The organism is Zymobacter sp. IVIA_12111.31 C1 (assembly GCF_047495495.1).
GTDB lineage: Bacteria > Pseudomonadota > Gammaproteobacteria > Pseudomonadales > Halomonadaceae > Zymobacter.
In genome coordinates this window covers 2018661-2038692 of record NZ_CP179930.1, presented here as the reverse complement: position 1 = coordinate 2038692, position 20032 = coordinate 2018661, and the positions used below count along the sequence as shown (strand labels likewise).

The following is a 20032-nucleotide window of genomic DNA, read 5'->3' as shown; positions in this document are numbered from 1 at the left end:
GCTTCGGCGGGCATGGCTTAGGCCTGCATTAACAGTGGGATATAAGGGTTTTCTATCAGGGCCATTGCTTCTCAGCGCCTTTAAATAGGACTAGACTAGTACCTGATTTATACTGCCGCGCACCAGGACATCTGACATGCTGAAGTTATCCAAGCTCTGCGATTACGCAGGTGTGATCATGGCTCAGATGGCGCGTGAGCCGGGCAAGCCGATGGCGGCGACCGAGATCGCCCAGTATACCGGGCTGCCGCACCCGACGGTCAGCAAGACGCTCAAACTCTTGCTGCGGGCCGGACTTCTACATTCGCGGCGAGGCGCCCAGGGGGGATACCTGCTGGCCGCTGCGCCGGAAGACATTCGAGCCAGCGATATCATCGCCGCCATCGAAGGGCCGGTAGCGATGACGAGCTGCAGCCACAGCGACCAGCAGTGCGATATTGCTGCACACTGCCAAGTAGGTGATAACTGGCAGCGCGTATCGCAGGCCATTCATGCCTTGCTGGAGAGTGTGACGTTGGCACAGCTGGCTCGTCCAGAACCGTTGCATCTGACCCCTCCACGCAGTGTTTCACTGCTGGCAACCGACGCGCCGCAGCGTAAGCGTGATACACGCTGACGTCATTGACGGCCAGAAGCCCCCATTGCATCAAGCGGACAGCGCATGTCCGTCAAGGAGAGACAGAACGATGGCGACCGAAGAGATGGAAAAACTCGGCCAACGGCGCGAGTACACTCAAGGGTTCATTACCGACATTGAGAGTGACACGCTGCCACCGGGTCTGAACGAAGAGGTCATCGCCTTCATCTCGAAGAAGAAGGGCGAGCCGGAATGGCTGCTGAGCTGGCGTCTCGACGCTTATCGGCTGTGGCAGACGATGGAGGCGCCGAGCTGGGCGCACCTCGACTATCCGGATATCGACTATCAGGCCATCTCCTACTACAGCGCACCGAAAGCAAAGGATGATGCGCCCAAGAGCCTTGATGAAGTGGATCCCAAGCTGCTTGAAACCTACGAGAAGCTGGGTATTCCGCTGCACGAGCGAGCGGCGCTGGCCGGTGTGGCCGTCGATGCGGTATTCGATTCCGTTTCCGTGACCACTACCTTCCGCGAAAAGCTCAAGGAAGCGGGTGTCATCTTTTGTTCCATTTCAGAAGCGGTGCGCGAGCATCCTGATCTGGTACGCCAGTACCTTGGCTCTGTCGTGCCGCAGGGCGACAACTTCTTTACTGCACTCAACTCGGCCGTCTTCACTGATGGGTCGTTCGTGTATGTGCCGGAAGGCGTGGCTTGCCCGATGGAGCTGTCGACCTATTTCCGCATCAACGCCGCCAATACGGGACAGTTCGAGCGCACGCTGATCATTTGTGACAAGCGTGCCCAAGTCTCCTATCTGGAAGGCTGCACCGCACCGATGCGCGATGAGAACCAGCTGCACGCTGCCGTCGTCGAACTGGTGGCGCTGGAAGATGCCTATATCAAGTATTCCACGGTGCAGAACTGGTACCCGGGGGATGAAAACGGCAAGGGCGGTATCTACAACTTCGTGACCAAACGTGGCGATTGCCGTGGCGACCGTTCGCGCATTAGCTGGACGCAGGTCGAGACGGGATCTGCCATCACTTGGAAGTACCCGTCCTGCTTGTTGACCGGTGACGGTTCACGTGGCGAATTTTATTCTGTCGCGGTGACCAACGGACGCCAGCAGGCCGATACCGGCACCAAGATGATCCATATCGGCAAAGACACCCGTTCGACGATCATTTCGAAAGGGATTGCGGCAGGGCGTTCGGATCAGTCCTATCGTGGACTGGTGAAGGTGGCGCCGCGAGCGGCCAATGCGCGTAACTTCACCCAGTGTGACTCGCTGTTGATCGGCGATCGCTGTGGTGCGCATACGTTCCCGTATCAGGAAATCGCCAACGCCAGTGCGACCATCGAGCATGAGGCTACGACCTCCAAGATCGGTGATGACCAGCTGTTCTACTGCCGCCAGCGCGGCATCAGCGAAGAAGACGCTGTCAGCATGATCGTCAATGGCTTCTGCAAGGATGTCTTCCAGGAGCTGCCGATGGAGTTCGCCGTCGAGGCGGAAGCGCTGCTGAGCGTCACGCTGGAAGGATCGGTCGGTTAATTCGGCCCGCACACGTTTAGATAGACGCGGGGGCGAGCGCCCTCGCAGACCGGATCATCAAGGATTTTCTACCATGCTCGAGATCAAGAACCTGCACGCGACCATCGATGACAAACCGATTCTCAAAGGAATCGACCTGACCATCCGGCCGGGAGAGGTGCACGCCATCATGGGCCCCAATGGGGCGGGTAAGTCCACACTGTCTTCCGTGCTGGCGGGCAAGGACGGGTATGACGTGACCGAAGGCAGCATTCTGTTCGATGGTCAGGATCTGCTTGAAATGGACGTCGAAGAGCGTGCCCGTGCCGGACTGCTGATGGGCTTCCAGTACCCGGTCGAGATTCCGGGGGTCAAGAACATCTATCTGCTGCGCGCCGCGCTCAATGCCAAGCGTGAAGCGGAAGGCCTCGGCGAGATTCCTGCACCGGAATTCATGAAGCTGATTCGCGCCAAGCTGGCTGAAATGAAGATGGACAGTTCCTTCCTGCAGCGTGCTGTGAACGAAGGTTTCTCCGGCGGTGAGAAGAAGCGCAACGAAATCCTGCAGATGCTAGTGCTGGAGCCGAAGTTGGCGCTGCTTGACGAGATCGACTCCGGGCTGGATATCGACGCGCTGCGCGTGGTCTCTGAAGGGGTCAACTCGCTGCGCGATGGCCAGCGTTCGATCCTGATGGTGACGCACTATCAGCGTCTGCTCGACTATATCGTGCCCGACCAAGTACACGTTCTGGTCGATGGCAGGATCGTCAAGTCCGGCGACCACACACTGGCGCAGCAGCTCGAAAAAACCGGCTATGAAGGCGTGGTCGAAGGGGGGCAGGCATGAGCGATGTTGCCCATAACGCCTGGCAGGCACGCTTCGATGCACTGAACGTGCGCGGCGATGTGCTGGCGGCCCAACGTCAGCGCGGGCTGGCACACTTTCTCGACGTCGGTTTTCCCACTCGGCGTCACGAAGCGTGGAAGTACCTTGACCTGCGCCGTATCGCTGACACCGATTATGCCTTGCCCGCGGCGGAAGCCGTTGCCGATGTGAATGTGGGCAGCGTGGCGCTGAACCATGACACCTATCGGATGGTGTTCATTGATGGGCAATTTTCGGCTGAGCACTCACGTGTCGATGCTCTGCCAGAAGGCGTGCAACTGACACCGCTGTCGTCGATGCTGGCCTCCGGCGATGTGCCCGCTGATCTGTTCTCGCTGGTCGATGAACAGCGCACGCCGTTTACGGCACTGAACCAAGCTTTTGTCACGGACGGTGCAGTGCTGACGTTGCGCGCTGGCTGCGTTGTCGAACGGCCGATTGAGTTGCTGTTCGTTTCTCGTCAGCACGATGTACCGCTGGCGATTCAGCCACGCGTTGTTATTCGTGCCGAGCGCCAATCGCAGGCCAGCGTACTGGAACACTATGTCAGCCTTGGCGATGCGGCCAATTTGACTAACGTTGTCACCGAAGTGCATCTCGAAGACGGTGCTCACCTGCGCCACTATATGCTGCAGGAGCAGAGCCAGCAGGACGTGCGCATTGGTAACGTCCGCGTCGATCAGGCGCGCGATGCCCACTTCGCATCCTACTCGCTCACGCTGGGGGGCGCTCTGGCCCGCAACGACCTGTGCACTGAACTGAACGGTGAGAATGCGCAGTCCGACTACTGGGGGCTGTTCTTTGGTCAGGGCCGTCAGGTGCTGGACAACCACACGGTGGTCAACCACAACGTGCCACGCACGTTCTCCAACGAGAACTACAAGGGCATCCTCGGGGGGCGTGCGCGCGGTATCTTCAACGGGCGCGTCTACATCAAGCGTGATGCCCAGCAGGTGCGTGGCTATCAAAGCAACGCCAACCTGTTGCTGTCGGATCGTGCTGAGATCGACACCAAACCTGAGCTCGAAATCTACGCGGACGATGTGCAGTGCTCGCACGGGGCGACCACGGGCCAGCTTGATCAGGACGCACTGTTTGCCCTGCGCGCACGCGGCATCGACAAGGAAATGGCACGGGCCATGCTGACGCTGGCGTTTGCCGGTGAAGTGCTGCAGGCCACGCACCTGCCCGCCGTTGCCCAGCGCGTCGAGCATCTGGTGGCGGGCGAACTGCCCGGGCGTTTCAACCTAGCGGATCTGGTCGATCTGCTGGACTGATGGCCTCTTGTCCCCTTGCCCGCGCTACGCTGGGGCAAGGGGCGTCTTACGTTAATGGCGACTCGAAGGTCTATGCCGCAATCTGATATCACGGGGACAGGCATCATGCAGATTCACGATTTCACCGAACAGCATCCCATTCTGGACGTCGACCACGTTCGGCAGGAGTTCCCGATCCTGGGACGACGTCTGCATGATAATCGCCCGCTGGTCTACCTCGACAATGCAGCGACCACGCAGACGCCGCAGACCGTGTTGGATGCGATGGATGACTATTACCACCGCATGAATGCCAACATCCACCGGGGCATTCACAGTCTTGCCGAAGAGGCTACCCAGGCGTTCGAGAACGCACGCAAGCACGTCCAGCGCTTCCTGAATGCTGCTGACAGTCGTGAGATCGTGTTTACTCGCGGTGCCACCGAATCGCTTAATTTGGTCGCCAACGTGTTTGTGCGTTCTGAGATGCGGCCGGGTGATGAAGTCATCGTTTCTGAAATGGAACATCACGCCAATATCGTGCCATGGCAGCTGCTGGCGGACACCCACGGTATCGTGGTTCGCGTTATTCCAGTGACTGAGCAGGGTGAACTGGACATGGCGGCCTATCGCGCCCTGTTCAGCGAGCGCACCAAACTGGTTGCCGTTACCCATGTGTCCAACGCATTGGGTACGATCAACCCGGTAGCCGAACTGGCACGCATTGCCCATGAGCGCGGCGCTGCCATTGTCGTCGACGGTGCGCAGGCGGCGCCGCATCAGCCGGTCGACGTGCAGGCACTGGATGTCGATTTCTACGCATTCTCTGCACACAAGGTTTACGGGCCTACCGGCATCGGTGCGCTGTACGGCCGGCTGGATTGGCTGGAACAGTTGCCGCCGTGGCAGGGTGGTGGCGAAATGATCAAGCGCGTCAGCTTCGATCGAGGCACCACCTTTGCTGATCCTCCTCACAAGTTTGAAGCGGGTACACCGGCTATTGCCGAAGCCATCGGGTTCGATCGCGCCCTGCAGTGGGTCGAACGCTACGGGTTGGACGTTATCAGCGACTGGGAACAGCACCTGCTGCTCAATGCGACCGAACAGCTTCAAACCATCGACGGCCTGAGAATTATCGGTAACGCCGAGCATAAAGCGGGTGTGATCTCGTTCGTCGTCGACGGCGCACATGCCCAAGACATCGGGCTGCTCATCGACCAGCTGGGTGTGGCCATCCGTACAGGCCATCACTGTGCGCAGCCTGTGTTGCGGCGCTTTGGGCTCGAAGCGACCTGCCGTGCCTCGTTTGCGCTGTACAACACGCCCGCTGAGATCGACACCTTCGTCAGCGCATTGCGTCGCGTCATCGACATGGTGCGTGGGTAGTCAGCGCTAACGTCCATTGCATATGAGGTAGGCTCGACGTTGCGGGCCCCTTTACGGCATCATGCTCGCACTAAATTCCCGCAGGAGATACTGGCTACCGTGACTGCTGAGCTTCAAAAAGGGCAGCGCTTGACGCTTTCCCGTGATACGGACGTGATCTCGATCCCGTTTGGCAAAACCGTAACGTTGGAAAGCGGGGCGGAGGTCGAGGTCATGCAGGCGCGCGGTACGTCGATCAGTCTGGCTCATGCGGGCCGACTGTATTTGCTGGAAGGGGATCAGCGTGACGCGGTAGGGCTGCCTGCCATACCGCGCCCGACACTGCCGGCCGATGCCGACGACGCGGCACTGGAAGCCTTCGTGTGGGAACAGTTGCGCACCTGCTATGACCCCGAGATCCCTGTTGATATCGTGGAACTGGGGTTGGTCTATGGCTGTCGTATCGATACGTTGCTGACCGGCGAGCGAATGATCAATATTCGTATGACGCTGACCGCACCGGGCTGTGGCATGGGCGATGTCATTGCTGCCGATGCCCGCCACAAGATTCTGGGCGCGCCGCAGATCAGCAAAGTGCACGTCGAGATCGTGTTCAATCCCCCGTGGTCGCGTGAAATGATGAGTGAAGAGGCTCGGCTGGAACTGGGTATGTTCTGACGACCCCGGCCGCCGTTCTTATTCGGACAAGGGGCGTTCTTCTTCGGACAAGGAGTGTCATATGCCGCCACGTGCTGCACGCGATCTGATGCTTCGTGTTCTCAGCCGACTGTTCCTCGGGTGCAGTGCCGTCGTGCTCGCCGCAAGTGCTGGCGTGGTCAGTCTGTCGCTTTGGATGCAGTACATCACGCGCGACCGCATCATCGATTCTCCCCAGCTCTGCCCGCTGTCGCAGGTCGCCATCGTCTTTGGCACCTCGCACCGACTGCGGAACGGCGCTCCCAATCCGTACTATCAAGGTCGCCTGGATGTGGCTGCCGCGCTTTTCTATAGCGGGCGTACCGAGCTACTGCTGCTTTCTGGCGATAACCGCACCATGCAGTACAACGAACCCGTGACGATGTGGAAGGCCTTGCGTGCGCGGGGCATTCCCGCCAGCACGATGACGCGTGACTATGCCGGTTTTAGCACCTTCGATACCTTGATTCGTGCTCATCGCGTGTTCGGCATCGGCCAGGCCGTGTTGGTGTCACAGCGCTGGCATCTACCACGTGCCCTGTTGATCGCTCGCCATGAAGGTATCGACGCCTATGGCTGTGCAGCACCGGGCGAGATCCGCGACAGTACGCTGTTGCTACGTGAAGAGTGGGCGCGAATTAAGACGGTATGGGACTTGTACCTCTGGCCCCGTCAGCCACATTTTCTGGGCAGTCCCGAGCCCCTCAACCAGCCCGATCCCATTACCCCGCTATTGCAGGAAGCCTCTCTACCGTATGGCGGCGACGTCTTAACGTCCTGACGTGCCGTCCTATTGTCGTTTCCTTGATGCGGTAAGCGCTTCTATCACCGTTTAGGCAAGGCAGTGGTCATGCTTATGCCGACCATGACCTATTTTCAGGCGTGTACTTGTGGCTGAGCGAGGCACACTCCTTTCTGATGGTCGCGTACGGCATGGCTTCTTTTCGAACACGCTTCTATCGATTTGGATGGCGTCGTCCCTCTTTTTTAGATAGAGAAGGGCTTGTTAGATGGGGAAGGGCTTGTTAGGTGGAAGAGGGAGCTTGGAGCCACTTTAGCCGTGGCGTATTTATGAACTTGCTCTTTTTGATACCGGTTGTGTTGTTGCTTGATGGAATTGCGCTGAGATAGCTGTTTAAGCGGCCATGCAATTATAAGCTCGCGTTTTTTAACATAGAACCGTGCTTTTCCTTTCCGATAGAGCGATTGCCTCGCGGTGATGTATTTATAGACGCATTTTGTTTGAATTCTGATGCGGAGTGCCTTGCCCTTCTTATGACGCGGCATAGACCTCAGTGCGTGTATGCCGTGATGTTTCTCAAGACGCGAGGCATAAAAAAGCTGCCCACCGTTGGACGGTAGGCAGCTTTTTATTTCTCTGTTAGCAAGAACAGGTCATCTGCACAGGACAGTCAATGCCGCGCTCTAATCAGCGTTTATGCGCATACATCCAGACAGCGGAATTGCCTGGCAGCAGGCCATTCATTATTTCCGGCAGGCTCTGTGCGACGATCTGCAGCTCGGGAAGCGGTACGGTCTGTTCACCCATGTTGATGACGGCGATGATGTCCTTGTTGCGGAACATCAGTACGTCTTCGTTCGGGCCTTCCAGCCATTCCACGTCACCGTTGCCGAGGTCGTACCACTGACGCAGTTTCAGTACGCGGCGGTACAGTGCCAAGGTGGAGAACGGGTCTTTTTCTTCGACGTCGATCGCGTAGCGCGCGAAGCTGTCCGGTTGCGGCAGCCAAGTGTTGGTGCTGTCCGCAGGGCCGAAGCCATAAGCCGGTGCCTTGGCTTTCCACGGCAGCGGTACACGGCAGCCATCGCGGCCAACGTCCTTGCCATTAGTGCGGAAGTAGGTTGGATCTTGACGGAAACGGTCGTCCATCGTGGTATTTTCCGGCAGCCCCAGCTCTTCACCCTGGTAGATGTACGCGCTGCCCGGCAGGCCCAGTGTCATGAAGATGCTGGCGCGTGCACGGCGCAGACCCAATACTTCATCTGGTTGTTCGGTGTGCAGGCTTAGACCTTGCAGCACGGTACCCGGTTTGGAGATGCCTAGACGTGAAGTGTGGCGTGTAACGTCGTGGTTGGACATGACCCATGTCGACGGCGCGCCTACCTTGCTGAATTCGTCCAGCGAGCGCTGGATAATATTGCGATAGGACGAGGCGTTCCACGGCGTCATCAGATACGGGAAGTTGAAGGCCTGACACATTTCATCAGCGCGGATGAAGCGCGCCATACGCGGGGTGGGTACCCACGCTTCCGCGACCATGGTGCGTTCACCGTCGTATTCGTTCAGCACCTTGCGCCATTCACGATAGATCTCGTGGACGTCTTCCTGATCCCACATTGGGCCGTGGTGACCGTCGATATCGACACCTTCGACACCCTGTTTCTCTTCGTTGTCGGGCAGACCTTCTTTCTTGATCAGACCGTGTGCCACGTCGACGCGGAAGCCATCGACACCGCGATCCAGCCAGAAGCGCAGCGTACGGATGAATTCTTCACGCACTTCCGGGTTGCGCCAGTTCAGGTCGGCCTGCTTGACGTCGAACATGTGCAGGTACCATTGATCGGTACCTTCGATGCGTGTCCAAGCGCTGCCGCCGAACAGACTTTCCCAGTTGTTGGGGGGCAGTTCGCCGTTTTCGCCTTTGCCCGTGCGGAACATATAGCGATCGCGGGCTGCGCTGCCGACTGGAGAGGCCAGTGCTTCCTTGAACCACACGTGTTCATCGGACGTATGGTTAGGCACCAAATCCACGATCACTTTCAGGCCGGACTGATGCGCACGCGACAGCATCTTGTCGAATTCGTCCAGATCGCCGAAGAGAGGATCGACATCACGGTAGTCCGCTACGTCATAGCCCGCATCGGCCTGAGGGGAGCGGTAGAAAGGCGACAGCCAGAGCGCATCTACGCCCAAGCGTGCCAGATAGTCCATGCGGTCGCGGATCCCTTGCAGATCACCGATACCATCGCCGTCAGAGTCGGCAAAGGAGCGCGGGTAGATCTGATAGATGACCGCATGGCGCCACCAGCTGGGGTCTTTGTGTTGGCGAGCGGGCTGTGTCGTTGCGGATGTTTGCATGATGCTCCTCCTGAAGAGCCCTTGGCCTGCCAGATGCTGTCCTATCCGTCAGGGCCAAGTTGAATGTCGAGTGGTTTAAAGTGATGACCACATCACTTATAAAGCCTCGTTACGATTTGAATGACCAGTAGTCTTTAGTAAGGGGTAGACTATTTAGTCACTATTGTTAGCCTTGATATGGCGATAATGTGTCAAATAGTCCATTTTATGATGATGTGATATTAGACAAATGGACTATGCTTTTACGCTCTGAATGGTTTTGGGTATATCGGCTTATAGCTGATTGACTTAATTGGAATTTATGCGTCATTGATAAGAAAAATAATTATCGGTTGTATATATTTATAATGCGTGTGAGCGGTATTTAAAAGTCAATGCCCCCAAGAGGATGTCTTGTTATCATTATTGATCATAAAAAAGCCCATGCGTCATATATAGCATGGGCTTTTGATAAAACCGATGGGTGATTACATCATGACGACATAAAAATTATCTTGTGTATCTTATATGCCGCTTATGCAGGCCCTTTTAGGGCTCGTCATGGCGTCAGAAAGATGTCTGTGATTAATAGCGGCCCAGCCCCATTTCGCTGAGGCGGCGACCCAATGCTGATGCCGGAGAGGCCTGCTGAAGTGCCATGATGACCGGCAAGCGCAGGCGTGGAATCAGTGCCAGATCTCGCAGCGAGTCGCGCAGGTTAATGTCAGGATGGGCGGCCAGCGCCTCCAAAAACACCGGTAGGCGTTCGGCGTGTTCGAGGTGTTGCCATCCCCGTAGACTGACAATTGCCAGCGCCTCAACGCTTGGTGTCTGTGTTAGCAGTGTATCCAGCCACTGGCATGCCGTTTCTGTTTGCGTGCCAATAACCGCGCGCAGCCCGAGCGAGCGTAATGGCTCATCTGAAGCTGTACGTGTCCGTAGCGCTGCCGCAAGCGCTTCATGTTGGAAGGGGGCATGTTCCAGACACTGGCACAGCGCACTGACGACATGGTCTTCCAGCTGTGGCAGTTGTGTCGCCAGCAGCGCCTTGTCTTCGGTCGTCAGCTGGACCGTCCAGTCGGCAATGCCCTGAACACTGAGGTCTGACCACTCAGGCGCATCATCGGCTGTTGGGGCTGCGATATAGCGTGCAACGTGCTGGGCCGCTTCGCTCAGTGGCAGGCTATTGTCATGGCACAGCCACGCATGCAGCATGGCGCGGGCCATCATGTCCGGTGCATACGCCAGCGGATTGTCCTTCATCGGATCGTGCTGACCGTCTTCTTCACTGTGTAGGCTGGCCTCAAGTCCTGCTTCCAGCAAGCGACGCAAAAACGCATCGCGTGCAGCGGGCTGCAGCTGGCCTTGTTCATCCAATGGAAGGGCCAGACACCAGATACGGCTCTGATCGACCTGTCCATCAGGATCATCAATGACCAGAGCAAGGCGTGCTTCCCCCTTAAAGGGCGATTCCCACGCGATCTTCTCTTCTTCGAAAGCGCGGAAGTGCGCGCGCGAACATGGCATGACGCGACGCCCAAGGTGATAGATACGAAAGGGCAGTTTGGCATGATCGAACAGATCAGACAGGGTGGATACCGAGGACATGGGCGACTACTCATCTGTCAGCAGAAGAAAGATAAAGCATATCATCCTACTCGCCAGCGGGGGCGGTGATCTATTGAAGAGGCACCGTTCTGGCATTACTGTGAATTTTAAGTGCTGTTCAATAATTGAACAAATGCCTATAGCCCGCATCAGACCGCGTGTTGCCAGTCTTTTCCCGAGCTTTTCCACAGGCTCGCGCAGGTTTTCTGTGAATGAGCGAAAAGCGCGCTGCCGGTGTGGATAACCAGTGCTTTACTGATTGCCATGCGGGCAGCGCACCCGAAAATGCGGTACGATCTGCGGCCTTTGGATACACATGGCTGTACGATTGCGGCCATCATGACAGGAGAAGCGCCAATGGCGATATACCTAGAATTGAGTGATGCACTGGCACGCCTTGAAGCGGCCATGCGTGCTGGTAGCATGTGGCGTCAGGATGAGCCCGATGCCGCCGCTATGGCCAGTCGAGAACCCTTCTGTATCGATACTCTGACCATGCCACAGTGGCTGCGCTTCGTACTGGTCGCACGGCTGAAGGTGCTCATCGACCAACGTCTACCGTTGCCCCAAGGGTCACAAATTGCCCCGGCTGCAGAACTTTACCTGAAAGGGTATAGCAACGGGGCACGCATGCCGGTTATTGGTGTATTGCGCGAAATAGATGTGCTGCTGGGCGGTGCTGACGCGGTATAACTCACAGAGCATTGGCTCGACCACCCGTAATTGAAGATGCTTAGGCCAGCCTGATTGCCGTTCCTCGGCATGTGAGTGACATAGATGTGGCGCTGAAATGGCATAACTCACAGAGAATTAGCGTGACCAGCTGCCATCGAAGATGCTCGGCTATCGTGGACTGCCGTTCATCGACATGTGACTGACATAGATGTGGTGCTGACACGGCATAACTTGCAGGGCATTGGCGTGACCAGCTGCCATCGAAGATGCTCGGCTAGCCTTGATTGCCGTTCATCGACATGTGAGTGACATAGATGTGGTGCGGACGCGGCATAACTCACAGAGCATGGGCTCGACCAGTTGCCATCGAAGATGCTCAGCTAGCCTTGATTGCCGTTCATCGACATTGAATAACATGGAGGTGCTGTTGAGAACGTGCTGCGATCCATTGGGTAAGTCTCACCCGCTCGTTGAAAGCATATGATGCGCTACTTCATCTATCGGGTGGAAAGATATGGATGGGGACGCATTCGTCATGGTGCGTTTCAGTGGCTATTTAGCCTGCCAATGTGCTAATGGCTAGCGTGCGATCCGAACTGGGGCCTTTTCTTTATAGGCGTTGGTGCATCAGGAGTGCTTGGGATCATGGGCAATAGTGTCATGATGTCTGATCACGTCCATTGGTGCTGAGCATACGCAATCGTTCGTCGTATAAAGAAAAAAGCCAGCCCTTTCTGGGGCTGGCTTTTTTTGACGCTGGCATATGCTTCGTGGATGCGGCAGAGGCACCGGATTAGAAGCGATAGGTGATGCCTGCCATGCTGACGATAGGATCGATGTGTAGGGTGGTTTCGCTGCCGATCGTGGCGCCATTTTTGTCTTCAAGGTGGGATTTGGCATCAATGTCCATGTACCACACACCAAGGTTGGCGCCCCAGTGCTCGCTGATGTTGAAGTCGATGCCAGCCTGCAGAGCATAGCCCCACGTGTGTTCCATCACGAGTTTTGGATATTCGGTGTCGCCAACGTGGGTGTTGGTGAAGCGGGTGTAGTTGACGCCCGCACCGATGTACGGCTGAACTTGGGAATCAGTGCCGCCCAGCGGGTAGTACTGTGCCGTTAGTGTCGGCGGCAGCAGGTCGACGACAGCGCCTTTTTCGCCGTTCAGCATTACGTCATGCTTGAAGCTTTCTGGCGCGCCCAGCAGTTCGACGCCGAACGTATCGGTAAAGCGATAGCCTACGGTGAAGGCGGCCCCCGTCTGCTTGTTGTCGATCTTGATGTCGTTACCGTTCAGATGGTTGTCGCTGCCGGTCGGCTGAACGCGAACGGCACCTGCGCGTACCCAAAAGTCTTCGGCACCATAGGCGAAAACGGCAGAAGAAAAGCTGCACAGCGCAGCCGTTGCGGTCAAGGCAAGGGCGGAACGTTTCATCATGAAGGGGATTCCCTGATTGAGTAGGCACAGTGGAGCCGTCCACTGTGTGACAAGGCTATCGGCGCGCTTGTCGTGTCGGCGACCACTTTAACCGCATCGTGTTCCCGTTTGTCATGCGGCTCAATGTCGCATGCGACGTTTTTGTAGTCGCTTTTCATTGCGTTACGTTGCGTCACATTCTGCGCAGGGCCTATGCCAAGGGGAGTGAGAGCGGTGAAGCGAAATAGAAAAAGGCGCGATGCACGCACAATAGGAAAAAGTGATGATGGAATGTAAGGGTATTTAAAGAAAAGTCACGGCAGTGGGAATGGCAGCATAGTGCCATCGAATGACATAGTCATAAGTGAGGCTATCGAGCGTTATGGCCCATGCAGAGAAGCCAGAAGCGGTCGATAGAGGGAATGATGGAACCCTTATCGCCGGGCAGCGTCTCAATATACAAAAGCGCCACCCGAAGGCAGCGCTTTTGACACTTCAGACCGTATCGCTGTTGCAGCAGCGATAATGATTAGAAGCGGAAGGTCAGACCAGCACCAACGGTAAGCGGGTCGATCTTGTATTCGGAGGCGTCGTTTTCAGTATCAACGCGCAGGCGAGAATACTGAACGTAACCGTTGACGGCCAGCCATTTGGTCAGGAAGAAGTCAACGCCTGCCTGAGCGGTCGGAGCCCATTTGTCTTTCGGCAGGTTGTCTGCAGCGCGGTTGGAGAACGCGTAGTAGCTAGCACCGATACCTACGTACGGCTGAACCTGTGCGCCAGTGCCGCCGAGCGGGAACCAGTTAGCTACCAGGGTGTACGGATGGTATTTGGAGCCATTGGCGCTGTCGCCTTTAGCACCGTTGCCCAGACGCAGAGATTCGGTAGAGCTGTTGAATTCGAAGCCGAACTTGTCAGCAACTACCCAACCGAGGGCAGCAGAAGAGCTGCGGTCAGTACCGAGGTCCAGACGAGTGGAAGAGGTGCCGTTTTTCGCTTCACCTTTACCAGTCGTGTTCGTGCGAGTGAAGTCGCCACGGAAGTACAGGTCGCCAGCAGTGTAGGCCATTGCCTGCTGAGTACCGATGACTGCTGAGCCAGCGAGGATAGCGGCTGCCAGTACATTAACGGATTTCATGGTTTTCTCCTTGCCCCAGGGCATTGATGCCCATCCCTTTCATATAGAGATACGTGCATAGCGTATCCAACAGCACACGCTAGCTAGGAAGATAGCGTTTTGTGTCTGTATGCGCCAGCTGATTAAGGCTTTCGGCGGACGCACACGACATGGCAAATATAAACGCCATATCCAACACATACGGCCACTATAGAAAACAGCGTTCGATTTGTCATGCCGAATTGTGGAAAAAGTTCAGTCTTCTTCATGAAAAATATCTATCGACGCAACAGATCGACCTGATACTGTTCTGCCAAGCCTGCGCGATTGTGTCACATTGGTGCGACAATTTGTCATGTTTTTCCTACCGCAAGGGTGGGGAAAAATGATTCCCGCCTGTTTTGCGTGGGTTTGTTCAAGCAAACTTCGCAAAATGCCGATATCCCTTACCGATTTTTATCCCAATCACGTCTCCATCCACTATCAAGGCCTCGACATGATATCCGAAACACTGGTGGCGCTGTCGCGATGGCAATTCGCGGCAACGGCACTCTATCACTTTTTGTTCGTTCCGCTGACGCTGGGACTGGCCGTGCTGTTGGCCATCATGGAGACCACCTATGTGGTCACGGGCAAGCAGATCTACCGTGATATGACTCGTTTCTGGGGCAAGTTGTTCGGTATCAACTTTGCGCTTGGCGTCACAACGGGTCTGACCATGGAATTTCAGTTCGGCACCAACTGGTCGTACTACTCTCACTATGTAGGCGATATCTTCGGTGCTCCGCTGGCCATTGAAGGTCTGGTGGCGTTCTTCCTAGAATCCACGTTCGTTGGGCTGTTCTTCTTCGGCTGGGATCGTCTCAGCAAGTACCAGCATCTTACGGTGACATGGCTGGTGGCACTGGGATCGAACTTCTCTGCGCTGTGGATTCTGGTCGCTAATGGTTGGATGCAGAACCCGGTCGGGGCTCATTTCAACCCTGACACCATGCGCATGGAGATGACCAACTTCCTTGATGTGCTTCTGAACCCGGTCGCGCAGGTCAAATTCGTGCACACGGCTATGGCGGGCTATGTGACAGGGGCCATCTTCGTGCTGGGGATCAGCGCCTGGTATCTGTTGAAGAACCGCGATGTAGCGTTTGCCAAGCGTTCTTTCTCCATGGCGGCAGTATTCGGTACCTGTGCCGTACTGGGTGTCATGATGTTCGGCGATGAGTCGGGCTATGAACTCAAAGACGCGCAGCCGTACAAGCTGGCGGCCATCGAAGGAGAGTGGCATACCGAGAAGGCTCCGGCAGCTTTCACGGTGTTCGGTATTCCGAACCAAGAAAAGCAAGAGACCGAGTACGCGCTGAAAATTCCATACGTGATGGGGTTGATCGCAACGCGCTCTCTGGATACGGAAGTGAAAGGGCTGCGTGACATTGTCAGCGATAACGAAGCGCGCATTGTGTCCGGTGCCAAGGGGCTGGATGCTCTGATCAAAATGCGTAGCGGCGATGCCACTGTCGAAACGCGGGCGATCTTCGATCAGCATGCGGCTGATATCGGCTATGGCATGCTGCTGCAGCGCTATACGCAGGATGTCGTGAACGCAACGCCGGAGCAGATTTCGCTGGCGGCCAAGGACAGTATCCCGAACTCACTGCCGCTGTTCTTCAGCTTCCGCATCATGGTGCTGTGTGGCGTACTGATGTTCTTGGTCATGCTGGGTGCCCTGTGGATCACCTTTAAGCAGCGTTTCCAGCAGTATCCGCGCTTCCTTATGCTGTGCCTGCTGGCTATTCCGCTGCCGTGGATTGCCGTTGAAACAGGCTGGTTCGTGGCTGAGTATGGGCGTCAGCCGTGGGCCATCGGCGGTATCCTACCGACGTTCCAGGCTGCGTCCAGTCTGACGGTATGGGATCTTGTCATTTCACTGGCTTGCTTCTTCCTTTTCTATACGGCGCTGCTGATCGTCGAAGTGTGGCTGATGGTGAAGTTCGCTTGCAAAGGACCGTCTTCACTGCACACCGGCCGCTATCATTTCGAAAAGGCGGCGTGATAAGCGGATAGGGAGGCCTGAGGCCGCCGCCTTCAATGGCGGCGGGTCAGGCACAACAGGATATTCAAGCTTCGGAAAGCCGAAGCTCTCCATCAAGGGAACCTTTCATGCTCGACTATGAATTCCTGAAGCTGGTCTGGTGGGTGCTGGTCGGCGTACTGCTGATCGGATGGGCCATCGCAGACGGCATGGATATGGGTACGGCCATGGTCATGCCAATCGTAGGCAAGACCGACCAGGAACGTCGCGTGGTCATCAATACCATTGCCCCCCACTGGGATGGCAACCAGGTCTGGCTAATTACGGCGGGCGGGGCACTGTTCGCCGCATGGCCGCTGGTGTACTCCATCGCGTTTTCCGGCTTCTACTTCGCGATTCTATTGGTGCTGTTCGGTCTGTTCTTCCGCCCAGTAGGTTTTGACTATCGTTCTAAGATTGAATCTACGCGCTGGCGCAACAACTGGGACCGACTGATCTGGGTCGGCAGCTTCGTGCCTTCGCTGGTGTTCGGGGTGGCCTTCGGTAACCTGCTGCAGGGCGTGCCGTTCGAAGTCGATACGCTGATGCGTGCTCACTACTATGGCAACCTGTTTGGGTTGTTGAATCCGTTCGCGCTGCTGTGCGGTGTGATTTCCGTGATCATGCTGTCGATTCACGGGGGGGTATGGCTGATGGCGCGCGCTGATCAGGCGGTCGCCGATCGTGCGCGCTGTCTGGTGCTGTGGTTGACGCCGCTGCTGATCGTACTGTTCTTAATCGCGGGCGTATGGATGGCATCGACCGGAATGGGCTACCAGTTGGCCGAGATCGGTGATAAGAGCGGCATCCTGCAGCTGACGCATAAGACGGTCGTGACCAAGGGCTGGCTGGAAGGTGCCCCGGGTTGGGTGTGGATTGCACCGGCGGTAGCGTTGGTTGCGATGAGCCTGACCATGGGGCTGGCTCGTCGTCAACGTGCAGGTCTGGCATTCGTGACCAGTGGACTGATGTTGGCGGGTGTAATTGCGACAGCGGGCGTGGTGATGTTCCCGTTTGTCATGCCGTCTAGTCTGATGCCGTCGGCAAGCCTGACGCTGTGGGATGCCACTTCCAGTGCGCTGACGCTATCGATCATGTTCTGGGTGGCACTGGTGATGACCCCGATTATTCTGGCCTACACCACGTGGTGCTACGTCAAAATGTGGCGTCGTATCACCGTTGAGCATATCAACGAAGAGAGCCACTCCCTTTATTAATGGGTCGTTTCCGATGGTTAGCGGGCAGTTTGTGGCTGACCATCGGGCCTTTATAGAACAGGTATCCTTATGTGCTATTTGATCTGGATCTGCTGTATCGGCGTCTTTACGCTGGCCACGGTGAGCGTTGCTAAGCTGAACGAGCGCCGTGCCGTTGCGGCCGGTGAAGACGTTCACTGATAGAACAGCACTTTCCCGCTGTCATGAATGCTCCAGTCCAGGTGCCCTGGCTGGAGCATTTCTGTATCACGGCTACACTGACAGATAAGCGCAGGCGAGCGCTGGTCATCGCGATCGCCTCGGTATTTGCAGTGGTCCTCACACAAGGAGATGTGGAATGGGATTCTTTGATTTCGTGAAATCAGTGGGCAAGAAACTGACGGGCGCAACGGAAGCGCAGGCAGGCGAAGTGCAAGGGCCTTCTGCAGAAGCGCTCAAGCAGGAGCTGGATAAATATCAGTTGGGTTCGCAGAACGTGCAGATTGCCATTGAGGGTGATCAGGTCACTCTGAGCGGCAGCGTAGCGGATCAGGCAACGCTCGAGAAGGTCGTGATGGCTGTCGGTAACGCCCACGGTGTGGCACGCGTCAACACCGATAATCTGAAGGTTGAAGCCACTCAGCAAGGCGCTGCAGAACCGCGCTTCTATACGGTCAAGGAAGGCGACACGCTGTGGAAGATCGCTGAGGGTGTCTATGGCAAAGGGCAGGGCAACCGCTATACGGACATTTTCGAAGCCAACCGTCCAATGCTGAGCCATCCTGACAAGATCTATCCGGGACAGACGCTGCGCATTCCCGAGTAAGTTACGCAGCAAGGTACGTGCCCCTGCCGTCGTGTGATCGCTGGCCGTTGGGGCGCTGCTCATCGTTAAATGAAAAAGCCACGCGAGTACTCGCGTGGCTTTTTTGTCTTCAGGGCAACATGATGAACGTGTGGCCTTGCTGCCTGAGTGTGCCCCTCGCCGTGCAGTATCAGTGCGAGGTGAGTCGTGGCTTAGTGATGGTCAATTTTGCCAGCAAACAGTACGCGCATCAGCATATCACCTACCTTGACGATCGGGCGCGTCATCAGTAACCACGGCAGTATGATCAGTGCGATCGACAGCGATCCCATATAGACGTCTTCGAACCAGTGCGCGCCGACCATAATGCGGGGGAACGACAGCAGAATGACAAGGATAACGCTGGCGAGGCCGAAACCACGGGTGCCGAAGCGCAGCATGAAGGCGGCAAAGATCATCATGACCAAACCATGGTCGCCCGGGAAGCTGCTGCTTGACTCTGATTTGGTATCAAAGTGAACGATCTGTTCCACTGACAGCGGGTTCAGGCCTTGCTTGGCGTATTCGATGGTCGGGCTGGCATGGTGGTAAGGCTGCAGGTGTGTCAGCAGAGCAATAACCAACATCGACATCATCATGATGAAGGTGATGACGGCCCAGCGGCGATAGCGCTGAGGATGGGATTCATTCAATACCTGAATCCACAGTACCAGCCCGAGGGCACAGAACGTTGCCAAGTCGAAATAGCGACAGTTGAGTACGCCCAGCAGGTTGACCCACGGCGAGGGCTCTGTCGTCAGTGTGTGGTTGAAGCCCCAGAAGATATGGCTGTCCAGCCACGGCCAGATCGGTGCGGCGGTCTGCCACCAGGAAAACAGGATCAGCAGGCCGATCACGTTGAGCAACAGGATCTTGCGTATCGTGGTCATTAGGAAGGTCGACTCGTATCAAGTAAGCGAAAGAAATGCGGAAACGTCAGCATACGAAATTCAAACGGATGTCTAGCGCGAAAAGAGACGCTGCCACAGCGCATTGATGTGCGGGGAAAACCAGCGCTGCAGCAGTGCTGGCAGCGGAGAAAATAGCACCCACGGCGTCATCAGCAGCGTCATGGTCAGTGATCCCATATAGACATCGCTGAACCAGTGGGCGCCTGCCATCAGGCGTGGTGCCGTGATGATAAGGGCCAGAATGACGGCGGCGATACCGCCTGCACGCGGGGCAAAGCGCAGCATGAAAGCGGCAAAGATCATCGCCATCACACCGTGATCGCCCGGGAAGCTGTCAGGCGCGCTGTCCTTGACCGGCAGGTGTGTCAGCGTGTGAAGCATGTGTGCTTCTGGGTGGAAGACGGTCGGGCTGGCCCGCTCGTAGGTCATGACGTCATGGATCAACAGCGTGGCAATGCCCGCAACGGCCAGCATCAGGATTCCGGCGGACAGCCACTTGGCAATCCGCTGGCCTTTTGCGCGTCGGTCGCACAGTGCACAGATAAGAAACAGCACCATCATGGTGCCCAGAATGAACGAATCGAACAGGCGGACGCTGGCAAGGCTGAGCAGATGGACGAACAGCGGATGGTCTGGTGTCACCCACGCATTGAGGTGCCAGAAGACAGCGTTGTCCAGAGTGTCCCAGAAGGGTGATGTGACAGGTGCCAGCCAGCTACCCAGCAGCAAAAGGCCAAGCAGGTTGAACGGCACGATATAGCGAAACTCCATACCAGAGTCCTGAATGAAAGTAGTGATTGAAG

The 20032-nt window shown here is 56.5% G+C and carries 16 protein-coding genes and 1 pseudogene; 11 read left to right on the top strand and 6 right to left on the bottom strand.

The window, feature by feature from the left end; all coding sequences use genetic code 11:
* The first annotated feature begins 136 nt into the window (after positions 1 to 136).
* The 7 genes and pseudogenes from ACMHYW_RS09290 to ACMHYW_RS09260 all read left to right on the top strand — a co-directional run bounded on the left by ACMHYW_RS09290 (position 137) and on the right by ACMHYW_RS09260 (position 7095).
* Positions 137 to 616 carry an SUF system Fe-S cluster assembly regulator gene (locus tag ACMHYW_RS09290; protein ID WP_038277996.1) on the top strand — a complete coding sequence of 160 codons (480 nt, stop codon included), beginning with the start codon at positions 137 to 139 and terminating at the stop codon, positions 614 to 616.
* A 70-nt stretch (positions 617 to 686) separates the two neighbouring features.
* Positions 687 to 2132, top strand: a complete 1446-nt coding sequence (sufB, locus tag ACMHYW_RS09285) for a Fe-S cluster assembly protein SufB (RefSeq protein ID WP_027704938.1) — start codon at positions 687 to 689, stop codon at positions 2130 to 2132.
* Positions 2133 to 2268: 136 nt separating this feature from the next.
* Positions 2269 to 2958, top strand: a pseudogene (sufC, locus tag ACMHYW_RS09280) (Fe-S cluster assembly ATPase SufC); the annotation flags it as partial.
* Entirely contained in the window at positions 2955 to 4274 is a 1320-nt protein-coding gene (sufD, locus tag ACMHYW_RS09275; protein ID WP_414499687.1) for a Fe-S cluster assembly protein SufD, read from the top strand. The pseudogene sufC and the gene sufD, both read left to right, overlap by 4 nt.
* A gap of 105 nt (positions 4275 to 4379) precedes the next feature.
* Positions 4380 to 5639, top strand: coding sequence for an aminotransferase class V-fold PLP-dependent enzyme (locus ACMHYW_RS09270; protein ID WP_414499686.1), 1260 nt, complete (start codon positions 4380 to 4382; stop codon positions 5637 to 5639).
* Between the two features lie 99 nt (positions 5640 to 5738).
* Positions 5739 to 6296, top strand: coding sequence for a putative Fe-S cluster assembly protein SufT (gene sufT / locus ACMHYW_RS09265; RefSeq protein ID WP_414499685.1), 558 nt, complete (start codon positions 5739 to 5741; stop codon positions 6294 to 6296).
* Between the two features lie 61 nt (positions 6297 to 6357).
* On the top strand, positions 6358 to 7095 hold the full coding sequence (locus tag ACMHYW_RS09260) for a vancomycin high temperature exclusion protein (protein ID WP_414499684.1): 738 nt from the start codon (positions 6358 to 6360) through the stop codon (positions 7093 to 7095).
* Between the two features lie 648 nt (positions 7096 to 7743).
* Here the strand turns inward: ACMHYW_RS09260 and ACMHYW_RS09255 are convergent.
* A complete protein-coding gene (locus ACMHYW_RS09255; protein ID WP_051523748.1) occupies positions 7744 to 9414 on the bottom strand; it encodes a glycoside hydrolase family 13 protein in 1671 nt (556 codons plus the stop codon).
* A 564-nt stretch (positions 9415 to 9978) separates the two neighbouring features.
* Entirely contained in the window at positions 9979 to 11001 is a 1023-nt protein-coding gene (locus ACMHYW_RS09250) for a DUF3549 family protein (RefSeq protein WP_414499683.1), read from the bottom strand.
* A gap of 357 nt (positions 11002 to 11358) precedes the next feature.
* On the opposite strand from ACMHYW_RS09250, the gene ACMHYW_RS09245 reads away from it, so the two are divergent.
* Positions 11359 to 11694 carry a YqcC family protein gene (locus tag ACMHYW_RS09245; RefSeq protein WP_038277998.1) on the top strand — a complete coding sequence of 112 codons (336 nt, stop codon included), beginning with the start codon at positions 11359 to 11361 and terminating at the stop codon, positions 11692 to 11694.
* Between the two features lie 775 nt (positions 11695 to 12469).
* Here ACMHYW_RS09245 and ACMHYW_RS09240 read toward each other — a convergent pair.
* Together ACMHYW_RS09240 and ACMHYW_RS09235 are read right to left on the bottom strand one after the other, a co-directional pair.
* On the bottom strand, positions 12470 to 13114 hold the full coding sequence (locus ACMHYW_RS09240) for an OmpW/AlkL family protein (protein WP_414499682.1): 645 nt from the start codon (positions 13112 to 13114) through the stop codon (positions 12470 to 12472).
* Between the two features lie 508 nt (positions 13115 to 13622).
* Positions 13623 to 14231 (bottom strand): OmpW/AlkL family protein, encoded by a 609-nt coding sequence (locus ACMHYW_RS09235; protein ID WP_414499681.1) that lies wholly within the window; start codon positions 14229 to 14231, stop codon positions 13623 to 13625.
* A gap of 475 nt (positions 14232 to 14706) precedes the next feature.
* Here ACMHYW_RS09235 and ACMHYW_RS09230 point away from each other — a divergent pair, with 475 nt between their 5' ends.
* The 3 genes from ACMHYW_RS09230 (at position 14707) to lysM (ending at position 18300) form a co-directional block, all read left to right on the top strand.
* On the top strand, positions 14707 to 16260 hold the full coding sequence (locus ACMHYW_RS09230; protein WP_414501491.1) for a cytochrome ubiquinol oxidase subunit I: 1554 nt from the start codon (positions 14707 to 14709) through the stop codon (positions 16258 to 16260).
* Between the two features lie 107 nt (positions 16261 to 16367).
* Positions 16368 to 17495 carry a cytochrome d ubiquinol oxidase subunit II gene (cydB, locus tag ACMHYW_RS09225; RefSeq protein WP_414499680.1) on the top strand — a complete coding sequence of 376 codons (1128 nt, stop codon included), beginning with the start codon at positions 16368 to 16370 and terminating at the stop codon, positions 17493 to 17495.
* Between the two features lie 337 nt (positions 17496 to 17832).
* Entirely contained in the window at positions 17833 to 18300 is a 468-nt protein-coding gene (gene lysM, locus ACMHYW_RS09220) for a peptidoglycan-binding protein LysM (protein WP_414499679.1), read from the top strand.
* 191 nt (positions 18301 to 18491) lie between these two features.
* Here the strand turns inward: lysM and ACMHYW_RS09215 are convergent, their stop codons facing one another.
* Positions 18492 to 19208 carry a phosphatase PAP2 family protein gene (locus tag ACMHYW_RS09215; RefSeq protein WP_414499678.1) on the bottom strand — a complete coding sequence of 239 codons (717 nt, stop codon included), beginning with the start codon at positions 19206 to 19208 and terminating at the stop codon, positions 18492 to 18494.
* Between the two features lie 72 nt (positions 19209 to 19280).
* Positions 19281 to 20000 carry a phosphatase PAP2 family protein gene (locus ACMHYW_RS09210; RefSeq protein ID WP_414499677.1) on the bottom strand — a complete coding sequence of 240 codons (720 nt, stop codon included), beginning with the start codon at positions 19998 to 20000 and terminating at the stop codon, positions 19281 to 19283.
* Positions 20001 to 20032 lie beyond the last annotated feature (32 nt).